This window comes from Streptomyces sp. NPDC003032 (genome assembly GCF_053591415.1).
This window is the reverse complement of record NZ_JBSFTT010000076.1, coordinates 1-15,532: the sequence shown is the minus strand read 5'-3', so window position 1 is coordinate 15,532 and position 15,532 is coordinate 1. Positions and strand designations below refer to the sequence as shown.

At 71.6% G+C, this 15,532-nt stretch carries 15 protein-coding genes and 2 pseudogenes; 8 read left to right on the top strand and 9 right to left on the bottom strand.

Going from position 1 to position 15,532, the window contains the following annotated elements:
- The 3 genes and pseudogenes from ACWDZ7_RS41410 to ACWDZ7_RS41400 form a co-directional block, all read left to right on the top strand.
- Positions 1-1,374 (top strand): annotated as a pseudogene (locus ACWDZ7_RS41410) (serine/threonine-protein kinase); the annotation flags it as partial.
- A gap of 158 nt (positions 1,375-1,532) precedes the next feature.
- Positions 1,533-3,101 carry a substrate-binding domain-containing protein gene (locus ACWDZ7_RS41405; RefSeq protein WP_451803923.1) on the top strand — a complete coding sequence of 523 codons (1,569 nt, stop codon included), beginning with the start codon at positions 1,533-1,535 and terminating at the stop codon, positions 3,099-3,101.
- Positions 3,102-3,197: 96 nt separating this feature from the next.
- Positions 3,198-3,740 carry a hypothetical protein gene (locus ACWDZ7_RS41400; protein ID WP_451803922.1) on the top strand — a complete coding sequence of 181 codons (543 nt, stop codon included), beginning with the start codon at positions 3,198-3,200 and terminating at the stop codon, positions 3,738-3,740.
- Here the strand turns inward: ACWDZ7_RS41400 and ACWDZ7_RS41395 are convergent.
- From ACWDZ7_RS41395 to ACWDZ7_RS41385, 3 genes are all read right to left on the bottom strand, one after another.
- Entirely contained in the window at positions 3,706-4,569 is an 864-nt protein-coding gene (locus ACWDZ7_RS41395) for an rRNA adenine N-6-methyltransferase family protein (RefSeq protein ID WP_451803921.1), read from the bottom strand. The genes ACWDZ7_RS41400 and ACWDZ7_RS41395 overlap by 35 nt on opposite strands.
- Positions 4,488-4,904, bottom strand: a complete 417-nt coding sequence (locus ACWDZ7_RS41390) for a hypothetical protein (RefSeq protein WP_451803920.1) — start codon at positions 4,902-4,904, stop codon at positions 4,488-4,490. Before ACWDZ7_RS41390 ends, ACWDZ7_RS41395 begins: the two co-directional genes overlap by 82 nt.
- Positions 4,905-5,046: 142 nt before the next feature.
- Entirely contained in the window at positions 5,047-5,247 is a 201-nt protein-coding gene (locus tag ACWDZ7_RS41385) for a hypothetical protein (protein WP_451803919.1), read from the bottom strand.
- Between the two features lie 130 nt (positions 5,248-5,377).
- Here ACWDZ7_RS41385 and ACWDZ7_RS41380 point away from each other — a divergent pair, with 130 nt between their 5' ends.
- On the top strand, positions 5,378-5,590 hold the full coding sequence (locus ACWDZ7_RS41380; RefSeq protein WP_451803918.1) for a hypothetical protein: 213 nt from the start codon (positions 5,378-5,380) through the stop codon (positions 5,588-5,590).
- A 44-nt stretch (positions 5,591-5,634) separates the two neighbouring features.
- Here the strand turns inward: ACWDZ7_RS41380 and ACWDZ7_RS41375 are convergent, their stop codons facing one another.
- Complete coding sequence (locus tag ACWDZ7_RS41375) at positions 5,635-6,246, bottom strand: Uma2 family endonuclease (protein WP_451803917.1); 612 nt, start codon at positions 6,244-6,246, stop codon at positions 5,635-5,637.
- 160 nt (positions 6,247-6,406) lie between these two features.
- Positions 6,407-7,690 (bottom strand): adenylosuccinate synthase, encoded by a 1,284-nt coding sequence (locus tag ACWDZ7_RS41370; protein WP_451803916.1) that lies wholly within the window; start codon positions 7,688-7,690, stop codon positions 6,407-6,409.
- Between the two features lie 176 nt (positions 7,691-7,866).
- Between ACWDZ7_RS41370 and ACWDZ7_RS41365 the strand changes: the two genes are divergently transcribed.
- Complete coding sequence (locus ACWDZ7_RS41365; RefSeq protein WP_451803915.1) at positions 7,867-8,796, top strand: diacylglycerol kinase family protein; 930 nt, start codon at positions 7,867-7,869, stop codon at positions 8,794-8,796.
- A 9-nt stretch (positions 8,797-8,805) separates the two neighbouring features.
- Here the strand turns inward: ACWDZ7_RS41365 and ACWDZ7_RS41360 are convergent, their stop codons facing one another.
- Positions 8,806-9,393 carry a GbsR/MarR family transcriptional regulator gene (locus ACWDZ7_RS41360; protein ID WP_451803914.1) on the bottom strand — a complete coding sequence of 196 codons (588 nt, stop codon included), beginning with the start codon at positions 9,391-9,393 and terminating at the stop codon, positions 8,806-8,808.
- Positions 9,394-9,504: 111 nt separating this feature from the next.
- On the opposite strand from ACWDZ7_RS41360, the gene ACWDZ7_RS41355 reads away from it, so the two are divergent.
- Both ACWDZ7_RS41355 and ACWDZ7_RS41350 read left to right on the top strand, forming a co-directional pair.
- Positions 9,505-10,413 (top strand): ABC transporter ATP-binding protein, encoded by a 909-nt coding sequence (locus ACWDZ7_RS41355; protein ID WP_451803913.1) that lies wholly within the window; start codon positions 9,505-9,507, stop codon positions 10,411-10,413.
- Entirely contained in the window at positions 10,410-11,975 is a 1,566-nt protein-coding gene (locus tag ACWDZ7_RS41350; RefSeq protein WP_451803912.1) for an ABC transporter permease, read from the top strand. The genes ACWDZ7_RS41355 and ACWDZ7_RS41350 overlap by 4 nt, the downstream gene beginning before the upstream one ends.
- A 16-nt stretch (positions 11,976-11,991) precedes the next feature.
- On the opposite strand, the gene ACWDZ7_RS41345 is transcribed toward ACWDZ7_RS41350, so the two are convergent.
- Genes ACWDZ7_RS41345 through ACWDZ7_RS41335 form a run of 3 tightly spaced genes read right to left on the bottom strand, consistent with a single transcriptional unit; the run spans position 11,992 to position 15,281 of the window.
- Complete coding sequence (locus ACWDZ7_RS41345; RefSeq protein WP_451803911.1) at positions 11,992-13,218, bottom strand: cytochrome P450; 1,227 nt, start codon at positions 13,216-13,218, stop codon at positions 11,992-11,994.
- 48 nt (positions 13,219-13,266) lie between these two features.
- Positions 13,267-13,935 carry a response regulator gene (locus ACWDZ7_RS41340; RefSeq protein ID WP_451803910.1) on the bottom strand — a complete coding sequence of 223 codons (669 nt, stop codon included), beginning with the start codon at positions 13,933-13,935 and terminating at the stop codon, positions 13,267-13,269.
- The gene (locus ACWDZ7_RS41335) at positions 13,932-15,281 is read right to left on the bottom strand and encodes a sensor histidine kinase (RefSeq protein ID WP_451803909.1); all 1,350 of its coding nucleotides are present in this window, start codon (positions 15,279-15,281) and stop codon (positions 13,932-13,934) included. The genes ACWDZ7_RS41340 and ACWDZ7_RS41335 overlap by 4 nt, the downstream gene beginning before the upstream one ends.
- 118 nt (positions 15,282-15,399) lie before the next feature.
- On the opposite strand from ACWDZ7_RS41335, the pseudogene ACWDZ7_RS41330 reads away from it, so the two are divergent.
- Positions 15,400-15,532, top strand: a pseudogene (locus ACWDZ7_RS41330) (IS5/IS1182 family transposase); the annotation flags it as partial.

The following is a 15,532-nucleotide window of genomic DNA, read 5'->3' as shown; positions in this document are numbered from 1 at the left end:
TCCGGCTTGGGGTCGGTGACGATCGCGTCATGGTTCTCGGTCATGGAAATCCCTCCGGACGGGGCGGATCACGACGCGGGCGGCGCGGGCATGGGCGGCCCAGGCACGGGCGGCCCGAACGCGGGCGGCGCGGGCTCGGGCTCGGCAGGCGCGGGCTCGGCAGGCGCGGGTGCCGCAGGCGCGGGTGCCGCAGGCGAGGGCGCCGCAGGCGGGGCCGGGGCGAGAGCCGCCGGTCCCTCGGACGTAGGTGGCTCGGGCTCGGGTGGCTCGGGCTCGGGCGGCCCGAACGCGGGTGGCCGGAACGCGGGTGGCCCAGGCTCGGGCGGCCCGGACTCGGGCGGCCCGAACGCGGGTGGCCCAGGCTCGGGCGGCCCGAACGCGGGCGGCTCAGACGCGGGCACCGCACGCAGCGCCCCAGCCGGATCGCCCGCCCCGGAAGCCGCGAACGCCTCCGCCTCCGGGCCGGCAGCCAACGGCACCGGCACCGGCACCGGCAACAGCAACGGGGCCACGCCGCCACCCCCCGGGACGCCCCGCGCGCCCGGCGTCGCGCCCCTCGACCACCTGCCCACCATGATTTCCGGCCAGTCTCCGCCGCCCACGCCCACGCCACCGCCGGGCATCCCGTCGTACGGCTATCCCCACCACCCGCAGCACCACCCACAACAGCACCCGCAGCAGCACCCCCAGCACGCCGCCTACGGCTACCCCCAGCAGCCCCCGCCCGGCTACGGCCCGACTCCGCCCTACGGACCCGGCCTGTACGCCCCCCTGCCCACGTCACCGCCCGAACCGCCGCGCCGCAGCGGCCGTTCGACCGCCGCGCTGATCGTCGTCGCGTTGATAGTGGCCATCGGAGCGGGCGGCACCGTCTACGCCGTCATGAACGGCGACAGCGACGACAAGAAGCAGGGCGACGACACCAAGAACCCCACCAGCAGCGCCCCGCGAACCCCGGGCCCCAGCTCGCAGGACCCGGATCCGACCACCCCGGGGACCACACCGCCCGCCAAGGACGAGGGCACCGTGCCGGACAAGTACCTGGGCAAGTGGACCGGCGGCCTCGACAACAAGTTCGGCCACCACACGCGCAACCTCACCATCCAGCAGGGCGAGACCGGTGATACGGCCCTGTCACTGATCGCCGAGGGCCCGATGGAGGACGGCGGCACCTACCGCTGCGTCTTCGAGGGCAAGCTGGAGTCAGCGTCGGACGACCGTCTGCACATCGGCGCGACCGACATCACGGTCGGCGAGCCCATGTCGGCCTGCACCCCCGGCAAGGCGAGCGTCGTGACGATCCTCGGCAACGGCAAGCTGCGCCGCGCGAACACGGACGGCACGGGCGAGTTGACGTACGACAGGGTGGGCTGAGCCGGCGCCGAGCGCACACTGAACCCGCGCCGAGCCCTCGCTGAACCCGCACCGCGCCCGCACCGCGCCCGCGGCCGAACTGAACCGTCGACGAACAACAGCCGACGAAACGGCGATGGCGGCCCGCGCCCGACGCGGGCCGCCTACCGTCACCGCCCATGGAGTGGTTGAGCACCGAGAACACCATCGCCGTGCTCACGGCCGTCCTCGGCCTGTTCGCGACCGTCGGCGCGCTCTGGTACGAACGCCGGGTGCCGCGCCGGAAACGTATCGGCTACCGCGTCCAGATGGACACGGCCATAGGGGACAACGTCCGTACAGGCGGCGCCAACGCGCGCCTCGGCCTGTTCGACGAGACGCCCGAGATGTCCGACGCCACGCTCGTCCTGCTCCGCGTCGAGAACGACGGTTCGCAGTCCGTGTCCGACGCCGACTACACGGGGCGCGCTCTGCACGGGCTGACCGCCGTCTTCACCGGCCGCACCATCCGTGGCCTCGCGGTGACCGCGCCGACCGGCGCCGACCACCTCATGGAGCACTTCACGCCGGGCGCCGGCCTGCGCTACGAGGGCAGCACGCTGCACATCCCGCGCGTCCCGCTGAACAGGGGCCAGCACTACAAACTCCTCGTGCTGCTGACCGGCGGGCCCGTCGGCGGCGAGGTCACCATGTCCGGCGGCATCCAGGCGGGCGAGGTGCAGCCCAACCGCTCCACGACGCCCGACGACAAGCCGCCGCTGTTCTCCCGGCCCGCACAGCTCCTGACCGTCCTGCTCACACTCTCCGTCATCACGCTGGCCTCGATCATCGTGCTGCGTGACGCGGACCCGCCGCCCATCGAGTGCGCGACGGGCGAGTTGACGGTGCTCGGTTCGACGGCGTTCGCGCCGGTCGCAAAGGAGCTGGCGGACAAGTACGAGAAGGACTGCCCGGGCTCCGCCATCACGGTCAGCGCGCACGGCAGCGCGGCGGGCGTACGGGAACTGCACGACGAGGGGCGCCGGTTCGCGGGCCGCGACGCCGCCGACGGCGCGCGGAAGAAGACGGGCTCCCCTCCCCTGCTCACCTTCTCCGACGGCCCCAAGTCCGACGGTTTCCCCCGCCTGTCGGAGACCCGCGTGGCGGTCTCCGTCTTCGCGCTGGTCCTCAACGACCGCGTGCCGCTGCGCAATCTGACCCGCCCCGAAGCGCGCCGCCTCTACCGTGGCGACGTACGCAACTGGAAGGAGCTGGGCGGCCCCGACCTGCCCGTGGTCCTGGTCAGCCGAGGATCCAGCTCCGGAACACGCGACACGCTCCAACGCCGCGTCCTGGGCGGTGCCTTCGAGATCAAGGCCTCATCGAACGACTGCCTGAGCAAGGACGACCCGTCCGTACCCGTCACGCGCTGCGAGCTGGACTCCACCGAGCAGGTCCTGGACGCCGTCGGCCGCATCCCCGGCGCCATCGGCTACAGCGAACTGCGCGCCGCCGAAGGCCTCAAGGGCCTGCACCGCCTCAACCTGGACGGCCACGAGCCGTCGGCCGAAGAGCTGGCGAAGAGCGGCTATCCCTACCGCGAGATCGAGTACGCCTACACCTACGGCCAGCCACCCGCCGACTCCCTGGCCTCCAGCTTCCTCGCCTACGCCCGCGGCACCGGCCTCGACGTCATCCGCACCCACGGCCACCTGCCGTGCGCGACCCCGGAGGGGCTGCGCATCTGCGGGGACGACAGCTCGCCCTGAACGATGACCCTTGCCACGTCGCCTCGGCCATACGGGGGAGGAAGATCCGCCGGTGCGCTGATCCGGTGTGGGCGCGGGGGCGACAGCCTTAAAGGCATGACGACGACGAGCTACGTGACCAACGTGACCAACGTGAAACCTCAGACGCCCACCGGGACCGCGCGGCCCGTACCCCGCTGGGCCGAGCGGATCGCGCACGCCATTCCGCTGGTCGTCCTGCCCGTCGGCATCTGGCGCCTGCCCATCGCCTTCGGCCACGGCATGGGCGGGGAGACGCTGCCCCCGGCCTGGTACAACGTCCCGTACGTCTTCGGGCTGACGCTCCTCAGTGAACTTCTCGCCCTCCTCTCCTTCGGACTCGTCCGTGGCTGGGGCGAGGTCGTCCCGCGCCGGGTGCCGCTGATCGGGGGACGGAGCGTGGCGCCCGCGGCCGCGATCGTCCCTGCGGCGCTCGGCGGGCTCTTCTTCACGGGCGTCGGCGTCCACTGGCTGACCGTCGCGTTCACCGAGGGCCCGGCCGGTTGGCCCTACGCCGAGGGATGGAACGTCCTCGCGATGACGATGAGCGGCTTGATGAACCTCTGGGGCCCGCTGCTTCTGGTGCTCACCTACGCGTACTACCGGCGGCGTCGCTCCTGACGGCGGCCGTAGAGCCTCGGACCGGCAACAGCCAGCCGGGACCGTCGGGTGAGCCGAGCCAGACACGCTGTCCCTCACGCGCGATCGTGAGGCCGAACGCGGACAGATGCGGGGAGCCGGCTGCCTGCCACGCCTCGACTGCGTCCTCGACCGCGTCCCACAGCTTGAGCGGGCCGCGCTGCGCGACGCTCCAACCGCCCCGCTCGGCAGGCCGGGTGCGCGCCTGTGAGCCGGTCGCCACATCGAGCAGGACTTGTTCGGCACCGGCCCCGAGCCGTTCGGCGGAGGGGGCGGCGAGCTGGGCGACGAACCGCCCCGACCAGTCGTCGAGCAGAGCCGGGTCGATGCGGCTCGGCCGCTGCTCGCCGGGCATGAAATCGATCGTGCCTCGCGGCGGGTGGTCGTGGGAGCGGGCGATCATGAATGACGTGTGGCCGGGGAGAAAGTGACCGGTGGCTTCACCCTCTGCACCGACCGTGTATGGGACGTACCGCACGGAGCACGCGGCGATCAGACGGTCGTACGGCGCGCCACCGGGGGCGCCGAGCAGTCCGTCGCCCGTGATGAGGGCAGGAACGCGACCGCCCTCGGCGAGTGCCTTGCGGGCCCGATCGGCGGCGTGCTGGTCGACTTCGACCGAGGTCACGTTGTGGTCGCCGAGGACATTGCGGAGCAGCGCTGTTGAGTAGCCGGTGCCGGTCCCGATCTCCAGGACGAGGTCGCCAAGCCTGATCCCGCCGTGCTCGATCATCTGCACGACGAGGCCAGGGAGTGTTGAGGACGATGTCGGGCTGCCTCGCAGGGGGCCGGGGGCGTCTTCCGCAACCATTGCCCGTCGCTGTCGAGGGCGAAGTCGAAGGCACCGAAGACGAGCCCGAACATGTCGAGGTATCCGCGTACCGCGGACCGTACGACGGTGGGCACGGGCACAGGCGTATAGGTGAGTCGTGCGTAGTCTTCGCGCCAATCAAGGTGACCGCCGTCGATGTCGATCCCGGTCGCGAACAGTTCGGCGCCGACGGCGGCGACGCGGATATCGGCCACCTTGGGGACCTGCGCTTGGAAGAAGTGCGGGCACACGCTGATGCGCTCGTCGATGCCGGCGGGGTCGACGGCGCGCACCCACACGGTTCGGTTCTTGCCGTCGTCCCCGGAGACGCGCACCCGTCGCAGAGATTTGTAGACCGCCGGTCCTTGGTCGGTGATGAACCTTCGCGCGTCGTCCGGGTCGGTGGTGATCAGGCTCCCGGGTACGGGCAGCCCGAGACGCGCTGCCGTGGTGAGCTGCGCCGTCTTGTACTCGGCGTCACGGTTGCGCCATGGACGAATTGCGCTTCGGAACTCTCGCCGACACCGGTGCCGCCGTAGGGCGTGGGGCGTCGGCGTCGAAGTCGGTGCCGGGATCGAGCCGTACGACCGGGGCGTCCCGGGCGTGCAGCTCTCCGAGCACCAAATCCGCAGTGGCGTCCCCGAGGGACGTCACGACGAGGACCGGTGGCTCGGTCATGTCAGTCCGATTCGTCGTCCGGGACGGAATCGGAATCCACAGGCGGTGGCGGGGACCCGCCGCCACCGTCGGCGCTGGTCGATGTCGACTGCGACGCGGATCACCACGCGAGCGGGTGCAGCGCGCGATCGTGTCAACGGACCGGGCCCTTGCCCGCATCCGCCTCGCCGACCCGCGGTCGGCGGTCGAGCTGTTGCACGACTGCGTCGACGCGGCGGCCGAGACCGGCGGGCGCGTCGCGTCGATCCGGCTGCGGCGGGCCCGCCACGACCTGCGCCCGTGGCGTCGCGAGGGCTTCGTCGCCGAACTTGATGATCACCTGGTCGAGTCGCTCGGCGCGTAAGGCCCTTCCTCCAGCCGCACGAAGCGCCCCGCCCGGGCTGGTGGTCAGGAACGGTAGCGGGGGAACTTGTCGGTCTCGACCGTCCACCGCCCCACCTCGACGGTGTCGCCGAACTTGTAGCGGCGCGGGGTGTCCCCGTAACGGGGCTCCCCGGCGGATGTGTCCGGGCCGGAGTGCACGGTGATCGTGCCGTCCCGGGGGTCGATGATCACGTAGACGGGGACGCCCATGCGGGGGTAGTCGCGAAGCTTGCTGATGTGGTCGTTGCCCGGGTTCGAGGGGGAGACGACCTCGACCGCCACGGAGACGTCAGGGCCCAGCGTGGCGAACTCCTCCGTCTCCCGGTCGCGGACCTCACGCGTCAGGAGGAGTAGGTCCGCCGTCCGGCAGAGACCGAGGTCGGGGCGGTGCACGCGGGCCTCTACTCGACCGACCGCGTCGCGGTCCTGGTTCCGGACCTGGAGGCCGATCTCCAGCACGATCTCGCCATGTGAGTTCGAAGGGGACATCATGTGGACGGTGATCTCCTGGTTCGCAATGTCGGCCCGCACCAGGTCGCCGCGGCACTCCGCGATGGTCACGATCTCCTCGGCGTACTCGCCGAGCTGCTGATACGTGACCGTCGGCTTGATCGATTCAACCGGCTGCGCACTCATCGGGCCACTCCTCGCTCGGGCATGACGGAGATGCTCTCCCACCGTAACGCCGCTCGCTGTCATGCCCGCCAGTCTTCCCCGCATGGCATAGGGGTGGGTCGCGCGGTGGCGCGACCCACCCCTATGAGTGAGCTGAACCCCTGATCCGGGGGCCGGTGACTCAGACGAACGAGTTGATCTCGATCGTCTCCGTGCGGCCCGGGCCCACGCCGATCGCGGAGATCGGGGCGCCGGACATCTCCTCCAGGGCCTTCACGTAACCCTGCGCGTTCTTCGGCAGGTCGGAGAAGGTCTGGGCCTTGGTGATGTCCTCGGACCAGCCCGGCAGCATTTCGTAGACCGGCTTCGCGTGGTGGAAGTCGGTCTGCGAGTACGGAAGCTCCTCGACGCGCTTGCCGTCGATCTCGTACGCGACGCAGACCGGGATCTGCTCCCAGCCGGTGAGGACGTCCAGCTTGGTGAGGAAGAAGTCCGTCAGGCCGTTGACGCGGGTCGCGTAGCGGGCGATCGGGGCGTCGAACCAGCCGCAGCGGCGGTCACGGCCGGTGGTGACGCCGCGCTCGCCGCCGATGCGGCGCAGGTCCTCGCCGTCCTGGTCGAACAGCTCGGTCGGGAACGGTCCCGCGCCGACGCGCGTCGTGTACGCCTTGAGGATGCCGATGACACGGCTGATCTTCGTCGGGCCCACGCCGGTGCCCGTGCAGGCGCCGCCCGCGGTCGGGTTCGACGAGGTGACGAAGGGGTACGTCCCGTGGTCCACGTCCAGGAGCGTGCCCTGACCGCCCTCGAAGAGGACGACCTTGTCCTCATCGAGCGCGTTGTTGAGGACCAGGGTGGTGTCGGCGACGTACCGCTTGATGTTCTCGCCGTGCTCCAGGAGCTGCTCCACGATCTGCTCCGCCTCGATCGCGCGGCGGTTGTAGAGCTTGGTGAGGAGCTGGTTCTTGATCTCCAGCGCCGCTTCGACCTTCTGCACCAGGATCGACTCGTCGTAGAGGTCCTGGACGCGGATGCCGGTGCGGTTGATCTTGTCGGCGTAGGTCGGGCCGATGCCGCGACCCGTCGTACCGATCTTCCTCTTGCCGAGGAAGCGCTCGGTGACCTTGTCGACGGTGACGTTGTACGGCGTGATGATGTGCGCGTTGCCGCTGATCAGCAGCTTGGACGTGTCGACGCCGCGCTCGTTCAGACCGCTCAGCTCGGAGAGCAGGACCGACGGGTCGACGACGACTCCGTTGCCGATGACCGGGACACAGTCCGGGGAGAGAATCCCGGAAGGGAGGAGATGCAGCGCGTACTTCTGGTCGCCTACGACGACCGTGTGGCCGGCGTTGTTGCCGCCCTGATAGCGCACTACATAGTCCACGGAGCCACCGAGCAGGTCAGTGGCCTTTCCCTTGCCTTCGTCACCCCACTGAGCACCGAGCAGCACAAGTGCGGGCACAGGCGTACACCCCTTCCGGGCGGGGCATGTCCAAGGTCAGGGGCCGTAGCCGCCGTATGGGTGTGCCTTGGATGCTGCCCCGGAATAGACGAAGCCCCTGGCGCAATAGCGCAAGGGGCTCTTGCACAAAGATGCTACCCGAGGTCTTCAAGAACGGCTAAAAGAAAGGGCGCGCGGTGTCGGCTCGCGACCAGCTCCTTGTCGTCATCGACCCGGTCGCCCGGCGCACGGACGGCGAGTCGGTACGGATCGCGAAGGACGTACTGGGCGCGGGCGCGGCGATGCGCGTCTGCCTGCCCGACGGCCCCGAGGAATTTGCGAAAGCCCTGGCCAGGAGGGGTTCCCGGCGGCTTGTGGTGATCGGCGACGACCGGGCGCTGCTGCGGGCCGTGGGGCTGCTGCACCGCGAGCGGGGGCTGGCCGGGCCCGCGCTCTCCATCGTCCCCGTAGGGGCCGCGCAGACGCTCGCGCGGCGGCTCGGGGTGCCCGCGGGGGCGGTCGCCGCGGCGCGGACGGTCCTCGAAGGGGCCGAGCGGCGGCTCGATCTGCTGGTCGATGACAGTGACGGGGTGGTGCTGGGGGATTTGCGGATTCCGTCGGTGGGGGTGAGGGCCGGTGCGGGGGCGGGGGCGGGTGCGGGAACGGGGGCGTCGGCGGGGACGGATGCGTCCGGGACGACGACGTCTGGGGGCGCTTCTGGCTCTGGCTCTGGCTCCGGCTCCGGTTCCGGCTCCGCTGAGGGGCATGCGTGGCTGCGGACGTGCCAGTCCTTCGTACGTACCTTCGCCGCGCGGCCCTCGCGGGTGGCGGCGCCCGGGCCCGGGCCCTCGCGGCTGCGGGTCGAGGCGGACGGCGTCACGCTGGTCGACCTGGACCAGCCGGTCGAGGGCGTGCGCGTCACCGCGGGGGACGGTGGCCTGGCCCAGGTGGAGGTGCGGCCGGTCTCCGTGGGCGCGGAGGCGGCGCCGCTGCGGGTCCGGGCACGGACTGTGACGGTGTCGGGGGCGGACTTCCGCTATCGCGCCGACGCGGTGGTGGCGGGGCCGGTCCGCACGAGGACCTGGACGGTCCGCCCAGGGGCTTGGGGGTTGACACTGCCCCGCTGACGCGACGGATCAGTCCTGGTCGAACAGGGTTTTCCGGTGGGCACGCCAGCGGGACATCATTCCTGCCAGCTCTTCCTGGACGAACTCGAAGAACGCCAGCGTCTCCGTGAGGCGCCGCCCCGCGGGGGAGTCCGCGCCGAGGTTGGCGACGCCGTCACGCAGCGCGTTCTCCCAGCGGTTGAGGAGCGCGTCGCGGTTGCCGAGCGCCTCGTACCACTGGTTGCTGTGCACCCGGAAGAGGTCGCGCCGTGTCCCGGGGTCCCGCTCGCGGGAGACCATGTGCTGCTGCGTGAGGTAGCGGACGGCGCCGGAGACCGCCGCGGGGCTGACCCGCAGCTGTTCGCCCAGTTCCGCCGAGGTCAGCGCGCCCGAGTCGGAGGCGAGCAGGGCGGCGAAGATGCGGGAGGGCATCCGCGGCATACCCGCCTCGACCAGGTGGGAGGCGAATTGTTCGACGAAGCGGGACACCGCCTCCTCGTTACGGATCCGGGCCTCCTCGTGGACATCGTCATGGGCCTCGTCCCGGGTCCCCGCGCCCGTCCCGTCACGCATCTCCACGTCCGCCGCCTTCGCGCCCCGCGCGTCCTCGCTCGTCATCCCGCGATCATCTCCCTGGGCTCCCCCGACCGTCGCACGCACCCCACCCCCACAGAGTTTATACACTTCTTTAACTTCACAACTTTGTGAAATCCGCGTACTTTCAGGAGCATGACGAAGGCAATCACCGTCTCCGGGCTCCACAAGTCGTTCGGCGCGACGCACGCCCTGGACGGCCTCGATCTGACCGTCGAAGTCGGCGAGGTGCATGGATTCCTCGGGCCGAACGGGTCCGGGAAGTCCACCACCATCCGCGTCCTGCTCGGCCTGCTCCGCGCCGACTCCGGCGCCGCCCAGCTGCTCGGCAAGGATCCCTGGCACGACTCCGTCGCCCTGCACCGCCGCATCGCGTACGTCCCGGGCGACGTCACCCTGTGGCGCAACCTCTCCGGGGGCGAGGTCATCGACCTGTACGGGAAGCTGCGCGGCGGCCTCGACCGGGCCCGGCGCGACGACCTCGTCGGGCGGTTCGAGCTTGACCCCACCAAGAAGGGACGTACGTACTCCAAGGGCAACCGGCAGAAGGTCGCCCTCGTCGCCGCCTTCGCGTCCGACGTCGACCTGCTGATCCTCGACGAGCCGACCTCCGGGCTCGACCCGCTGATGGAGGAGGTCTTCCAGGGCTGCGTGGCCGAGGAGCGCGAGCGCGGGCGGACGATCCTGCTCTCGTCGCACATCCTCAGCGAGGTCGAGACGCTCTGCGACCGCGTCAGCATCATCCGCAAGGGGCGCACCGTCGAGTCCGGCTCGCTGGCCGAGCTGCGCCATCTGACGCGCACCAGCGTCACCGCCGAACTCGCCGGCGCCCCGAACGGCCTGACACATCTGCCCGGCGTCCACGACGTCGACGTACACGGTCACCGGGTCAGGCTCCAGGTCGACACCGACAAGCTCGACGCCGTCCTCAGGTCGCTCACCGAGTCGGGCATCCGGTCGCTGACCAGCACCCCGCCCACCCTGGAGGAGCTGTTCCTGCGGCACTACCAGGACGACGTGGAGGAAGGGGTGACGGCACGATGACGCTGGCGGGGACGGGCGCCCTGTTGAGGCTCGCGCTGCGTCGCGACCGGGTCATGATGCCCGTCTGGGTTCTCGTCGTCGCCGGGCTGGTGCTGGCGATGCCGGGATCGCTGGAGAGCGTGTACGGGACGGCCGCCGAGCGGGCCGAGGCCATGGAGTCGATGAACTCCAACTCCTCGATGCGGGCCATGTACGGACCCGTCTTCGGCGACTCGCTGGGCGCCCTCTCCGCCTGGCGCATCGGCACCTACGCGGGTGTGCTCGCCGCTGTCATGAGCCTCGTCATCGTCGTACGGCACACCCGCGAGGAGGAGGAGTCCGGGCGCCAGGAGATGCTCTCCGCGTCCGTGGTGGGGCGGCGGGCGCCGCTCACCGCCGCGCTGCTCGCCGCCTGGGTGGCCAACGCCGGGGCCGGGCTGCTGATCACCGCGGGCATGGCGGGGCAGGGCGCCCGCGGGGCGCTCGCGCTGGGCCTCGGCGTCGCGGGCACCGGCATGCTCTTCGCCACCATGGCGGCGATCGCCGCGCAGCTCACCGAGAGCGCGCGGCTCGCCAAGGGGCTGACGGCGGCGGTGCTCGGCACGGCCTTCGTCCTGCGGGCCGCGGGCGATTCGGGGGAGGCGGACGGTTCGTCCGTGCCGACCTGGCTCTCGCCGCTCGGCTGGCAGGAGAACCTGCGGGCGTTCGCTGGCGAGCGGTGGTGGGTGCTCGCGCTCGTCGGCGCCGCGACCGTGGCGCAGGGCCTGGCCGCGTACGCGCTGGCGGGGCGGCGCGACGTCGGGATGAGCTTCCTGCCGACGCGGCCAGGACCGGCGCGCGGCCGCCTCGCCTCGGCGGGCGCGCTCGCCTGGCGGCTCCAGCGGGGCGCGGTGTTCGGCTGGACGGCCGGGTACCTGCTCGCCGGGCTCGTCTTCGGACAGATGGCGTCCGGCGCGGCCGACATCGTCGGCGACAACGACGGCACCCGCGACATCATCGAGCGCATGGGCGGCCGGTCGGACCTCACCGACGCCTTCCTCGCCACGCTTGCCGGGATGTTCGGCATGGTCGCCGCGCTGTACGTCGCCGCTTCCGTGCTGCGGCTGCACGGCGAGGAGACCTCGCAGCGCGCCGAACCGGTCCTCGCGGGCGCGGTGGGGCGGCTGCGGTGGGCGGCCGGGCACCTCGTGGTCGCCTTCGGCGGGACGGTGGTGCTGATGACCGTCTGCGGGCTCGGCATGGCCATCGGCCACGGCACGGACGCGGGCGCGGTGCTCGGCGCGTGTCTGGTGCGGCTGCCGGCGGTGTGGGTGCTCGGCGGGCTCGCGGTGCTGCTCGTGGGGGCGTATCCGAAGGGGGCCGTGGCGGCGTGGGCCGTGGTCGGGGTCTGCCTCGCGATCGGCTGGATCGGCCCGGCGCTGGACCTGCCCCAGGCGGTCATGAACCTCTCCCCCTTCGGCCATCTGCCGAAGCTGCCGGGCGCCGCGATGTCCTGGCCGCCGCTGGTGGCGCTCACGCTGATCGCGGTGGCGCTGGCAGGCGCGGGCCTTGCGGGGCTGCGGCGCCGCGACATGATCAGCTGAGGAGCATGGGCCGGGGTCATACTTCGACGAGGAGTTCCTGGAGGCCCCGGATCACGAAGTTCGGGCCGCGGCGGGGCTCCGCCGCGAGCCGGAGGGAAGGGGCCCTGCGCAGCAACGCCCGCATCGAGGCGGCGAGTTCCATGCGGGCCAGCGGCGCGCCGATGCAGTAGTGGAGGCCCGCGCTGAAGGAGATGTGAGGGTTGTCGCGGCGGGTGAGGTCCAGCTCGCCGGGGCGGGTGAAGACCGCCGGGTCGTGGTTGGCGGAGCCGAAGAGGAGCGCCAGTTCGGAGCCGCGCGGGATCGTCGTGCCGCCGATCTCGATGTCGTCGAGGACCCAGCGTTCGAAGAGCTGGAGCGGCGTGTCGTAGCGCATCAGCTCTTCGACAGCGGTGGAGATCAGGCGGGCGGGGACCGCGCGCAGGGCGGCCAGTTGGGCGGGGTGGCGGAACAGCGCGTACCAGCCGTTGACGGTGGCGTTGACGGTCGCCTCGTGCCCCGCGTTGAGCAGCAGCACGCAGGTGGAGATCATCTCCTGCTCGCTGAGCGACTCCCCGTCCTCGTACGCCGCGATGAGCCCGGAGACCAGGTCGTCCCCCGGCCTCTCCCGACGGGTGGCGACCACCTCCCGAAGATAGGCGGTGAATTCGATCGACGCGCTCACCGCTCGGTCCGCCGTCTCCTCGGACGGGTTCAGCTCGTACATGCCGCAGATCGCCGCCGACCAGGGGCGCAGCAGCGGCCGGTCGCTCTCCGGGATGCCGAGCATCTCGGCGATGACCGCCACCGGCAGCGGCTCGGCTACCCGCGCGGCGAGGTCCCCGCCCCCGTCGGCCACCAGGTCACGCACCAGCACGTCCGCCCATTCGTCCACGTACGGACGTAGTCGGTCGACGGTACGCGGCGTGAAGGCCTTGGAGACCAGGCGGCGGATGCGGGTGTGCGTGGGCGCCTCCAGGTCGAGCATGCCGTTGTCGTTGAGGACGTGGAACGGCTCGTGCTCGGGCGGCGGGGCGGTGCGGCCGAACTCCTCGTGGGTGAAGCGGTGCAGGTACGTGCGGCCGAGGCGCCGGTCACGCAGCAGGGCCGAGACGTCCGCGTGGTGCGGGATCAGCCACTGGTCGGTCGGCGCGTAGTGGTGGGCACGCCCGGCCGCGCGCAGCCGGGCGTACGCCGGGTAGGGGTCGGCGACGAACTCCGGCGAGGAGGGGGCGAAGACCGCGGAGACCTCGAAGGCTGCGTCCATGGAGGGACGCTAGCCCCGGCGGACCGGCCATACCAGCCCCCCGCCCCCTCACCCGGGCGTGACCAGCCTCGCCTCGTACGCGAACACCGCCGCCTGCGTCCGGTCGCGCAGCCCCAGCTTCACCAGGACCCGGCTGACATGCGTCTTGATCGTGGACTCGGCGACCACCAGGCGGGAGGCGATCTCCGCGTTCGACAGGCCCTGCGCGATGAGCACCAGGACCTCCGTCTCGCGCTCGGTCAGCTCGCCGTACTGCTGCGCCTGGACGGCCGCCGAGGGCCGCGGCGCCTCCGCCAGCTTGGAGAACTCCGTGATCAGGCGGCGCGTCACAGTCGGGGCGAGGAGGGCCTCACCGGAGGCCACCACCCGTACCCCGTCCGCCAGTTGGCGGGCCGACGCGTCCTTGAGGAGGAACCCGGAGGCGCCCGCGCGCAGCGCCTGGTACACGTACTCGTCGAGGTCGAACGTGGTCAGGACGAGCACCTTCGACGCGCCCTCGGACGCGATGATCTCGCGGGTCGCCCCGATGCCGTTCAGCTCGGGCATGCGGATGTCCATCAGGACGACGTCGGGGGCGAGTTCGCGGACGCGCTCTACCGCCTCGCGGCCGTTCACGGCCTCGCCGACGACCTCGATGTCGGGCATGGCGTTGAGGAGCACGGAGAACCCCTCGCGGACCATCATCTGGTCGTCGGCGATGAGGACGCGGATCGTCATGCGATGTCCTCCCCCGCCGGGTCGACGCGGTCGGCGAGCGGGACGGGCAGGAAGACGGTGACCTCGTAGCCGCCCTCCGGGGTCGCCTCCGCCGTCATCTCGCCGTTGAGCATGGTGACGCGCTCGCGCATGCCGGTGATGCCGTGCCCGGCCCCGGGGGAGGGCTTGACCAGGCCGGTCGCCGGGCCGTTGACGACGCGCAGGCCGAGGCCGCCGAGGACGTAGCCGACCTCGACGCGGGCCGGGGCGCCGGGCGCGTGGCGCAGACTGTTGCTGAGCGCCTCCTGCACGATGCGGTACGCCGACAGCTCGACGCCCTGCGGCAGCTCGCGCACCGCCCCGGTGACCACCTTGTCGACGGTCGGGCCCGCGTCGCGCACGTTGTCCAGGAGCCGGTCGAGGTCGGCGAGGGTGGGCTGCGGGGCGTCCGGCGCCTCGTAGTCCTCCGCCCGTACGACGCCGAGGACGCGGCGCAGCTCGGTCAGCGCGGCCACCGCGTTCTCGCGGATGGTCACGAACGCCTGCTCCAGCTCGGGCGGCGGGTTCTCCACGCGGTAGGGCGCGGCCTCGGCCTGGATGGCGACCACCGACATGTGGTGCGCGACCACGTCGTGCAGTTCGCGGGCGATGGTGGTGCGCTCCTCCAGGAGGGTGCGCTTGTCACGCTCGATGGCGGTGACGGTGCGCTGCACGGTGACCTCGCGCTGCGCCTCGCGGCGCACGTGCACCACCGTGGTGACGAGCAGTGCGAGCGCCGAGAAGAACAGCAGCGGTGGGGCATTGGATCCGGAGCCCATGCCCTCGCCGAGGAACACCTCGGCGCCCACGGAGTACGCCGCCGTCCCGAGCCACATCCACACGGCGGTGCGCGGGCCGGTGCGGGCCGCGACCACGACCATCACCACGATGTGCGCGAAGAAGGCGGCGGGCGTCCACGGCCAGCCGTCCCAGGCGTTCCCGAACGACGCCGTGAACGGCGTCGAGGCCAAGGAGACCCAGTAGGCGCCGACCGGCCTGACCAGCGTCATCAGGACGGCGGCGGCCGGGGCGCAACCGGTGAGGAAGTACGCGCCCTCGCTGCCTCCGAGGCCCACCTGGTAGGCGATGAACACGGTGATCAGGGCCGCGGCCACCACCAGAGCGTGCGGGCTCCAGACGGCGTACTCGCGTATCCGCCCCGGGAAGAAGCGGGCCGGCCGACCGGCCGCCGTCCTGGGCGGCAGCAGCCGGTAGACGAAGGCGTCGCGGAACAGCGTCTCGCGAAGGCCGCCGAGGGCCTCCCGCACGAGGTGGAACTCGGGGCTCTTCCGGCCTCTGGCCTTGAGCTGCTCAGTCGTATCGGTCACGTCCACGACGGTACGGCGCCGCGGCGACGGGGTCGTCCGCAGCGAGACGGGTCCTGGCGGGTCCGTCGCAGGTACTAAAGGGTGTTGCAGAAGGCTCGGTGTTGGGCATTTCCCGTGTATGGGCGGGGTGTTGCGGGCTGAGCCGGTGTGGGTGGAGACGTTCACAGGCTTGCGGATCGACCGGTTCGCGAGGCTGGTGAGGGTGGTGCGGGAGCGGGGTGGGAACGGGCCCGGTGGTGGCCGTCCCTGGT

Coding starts and splice junctions, on each gene's coding strand:
- ACWDZ7_RS41405 (WP_451803923.1), top strand. CDS start 1,533: ATGGAGTGGTTGAGCACCGAGAACACCATCGCCGTGCTCACGGCCGTC.
- ACWDZ7_RS41385 (WP_451803919.1), bottom strand. CDS start 5,247: ATGACCGAGCCACCGGTCCTCGTCGTGACGTCCCTCGGGGACGCCACT.
- ACWDZ7_RS41345 (WP_451803911.1), bottom strand. CDS start 13,218: ATGGACGCAGCCTTCGAGGTCTCCGCGGTCTTCGCCCCCTCCTCGCCG.
- ACWDZ7_RS41350 (WP_451803912.1), top strand. CDS start 10,410: ATGACGCTGGCGGGGACGGGCGCCCTGTTGAGGCTCGCGCTGCGTCGC.
- ACWDZ7_RS41375 (WP_451803917.1), bottom strand. CDS start 6,246: ATGAGTGCGCAGCCGGTTGAATCGATCAAGCCGACGGTCACGTATCAG.
- ACWDZ7_RS41360 (WP_451803914.1), bottom strand. CDS start 9,393: ATGACGAGCGAGGACGCGCGGGGCGCGAAGGCGGCGGACGTGGAGATG.
- ACWDZ7_RS41340 (WP_451803910.1), bottom strand. CDS start 13,935: ATGACGATCCGCGTCCTCATCGCCGACGACCAGATGATGGTCCGCGAG.
- ACWDZ7_RS41355 (WP_451803913.1), top strand. CDS start 9,505: ATGACGAAGGCAATCACCGTCTCCGGGCTCCACAAGTCGTTCGGCGCG.
- ACWDZ7_RS41395 (WP_451803921.1), bottom strand. CDS start 4,569: ATGGTTGCGGAAGACGCCCCCGGCCCCCTGCGAGGCAGCCCGACATCG.
- ACWDZ7_RS41400 (WP_451803922.1), top strand. CDS start 3,198: ATGACGACGACGAGCTACGTGACCAACGTGACCAACGTGAAACCTCAG.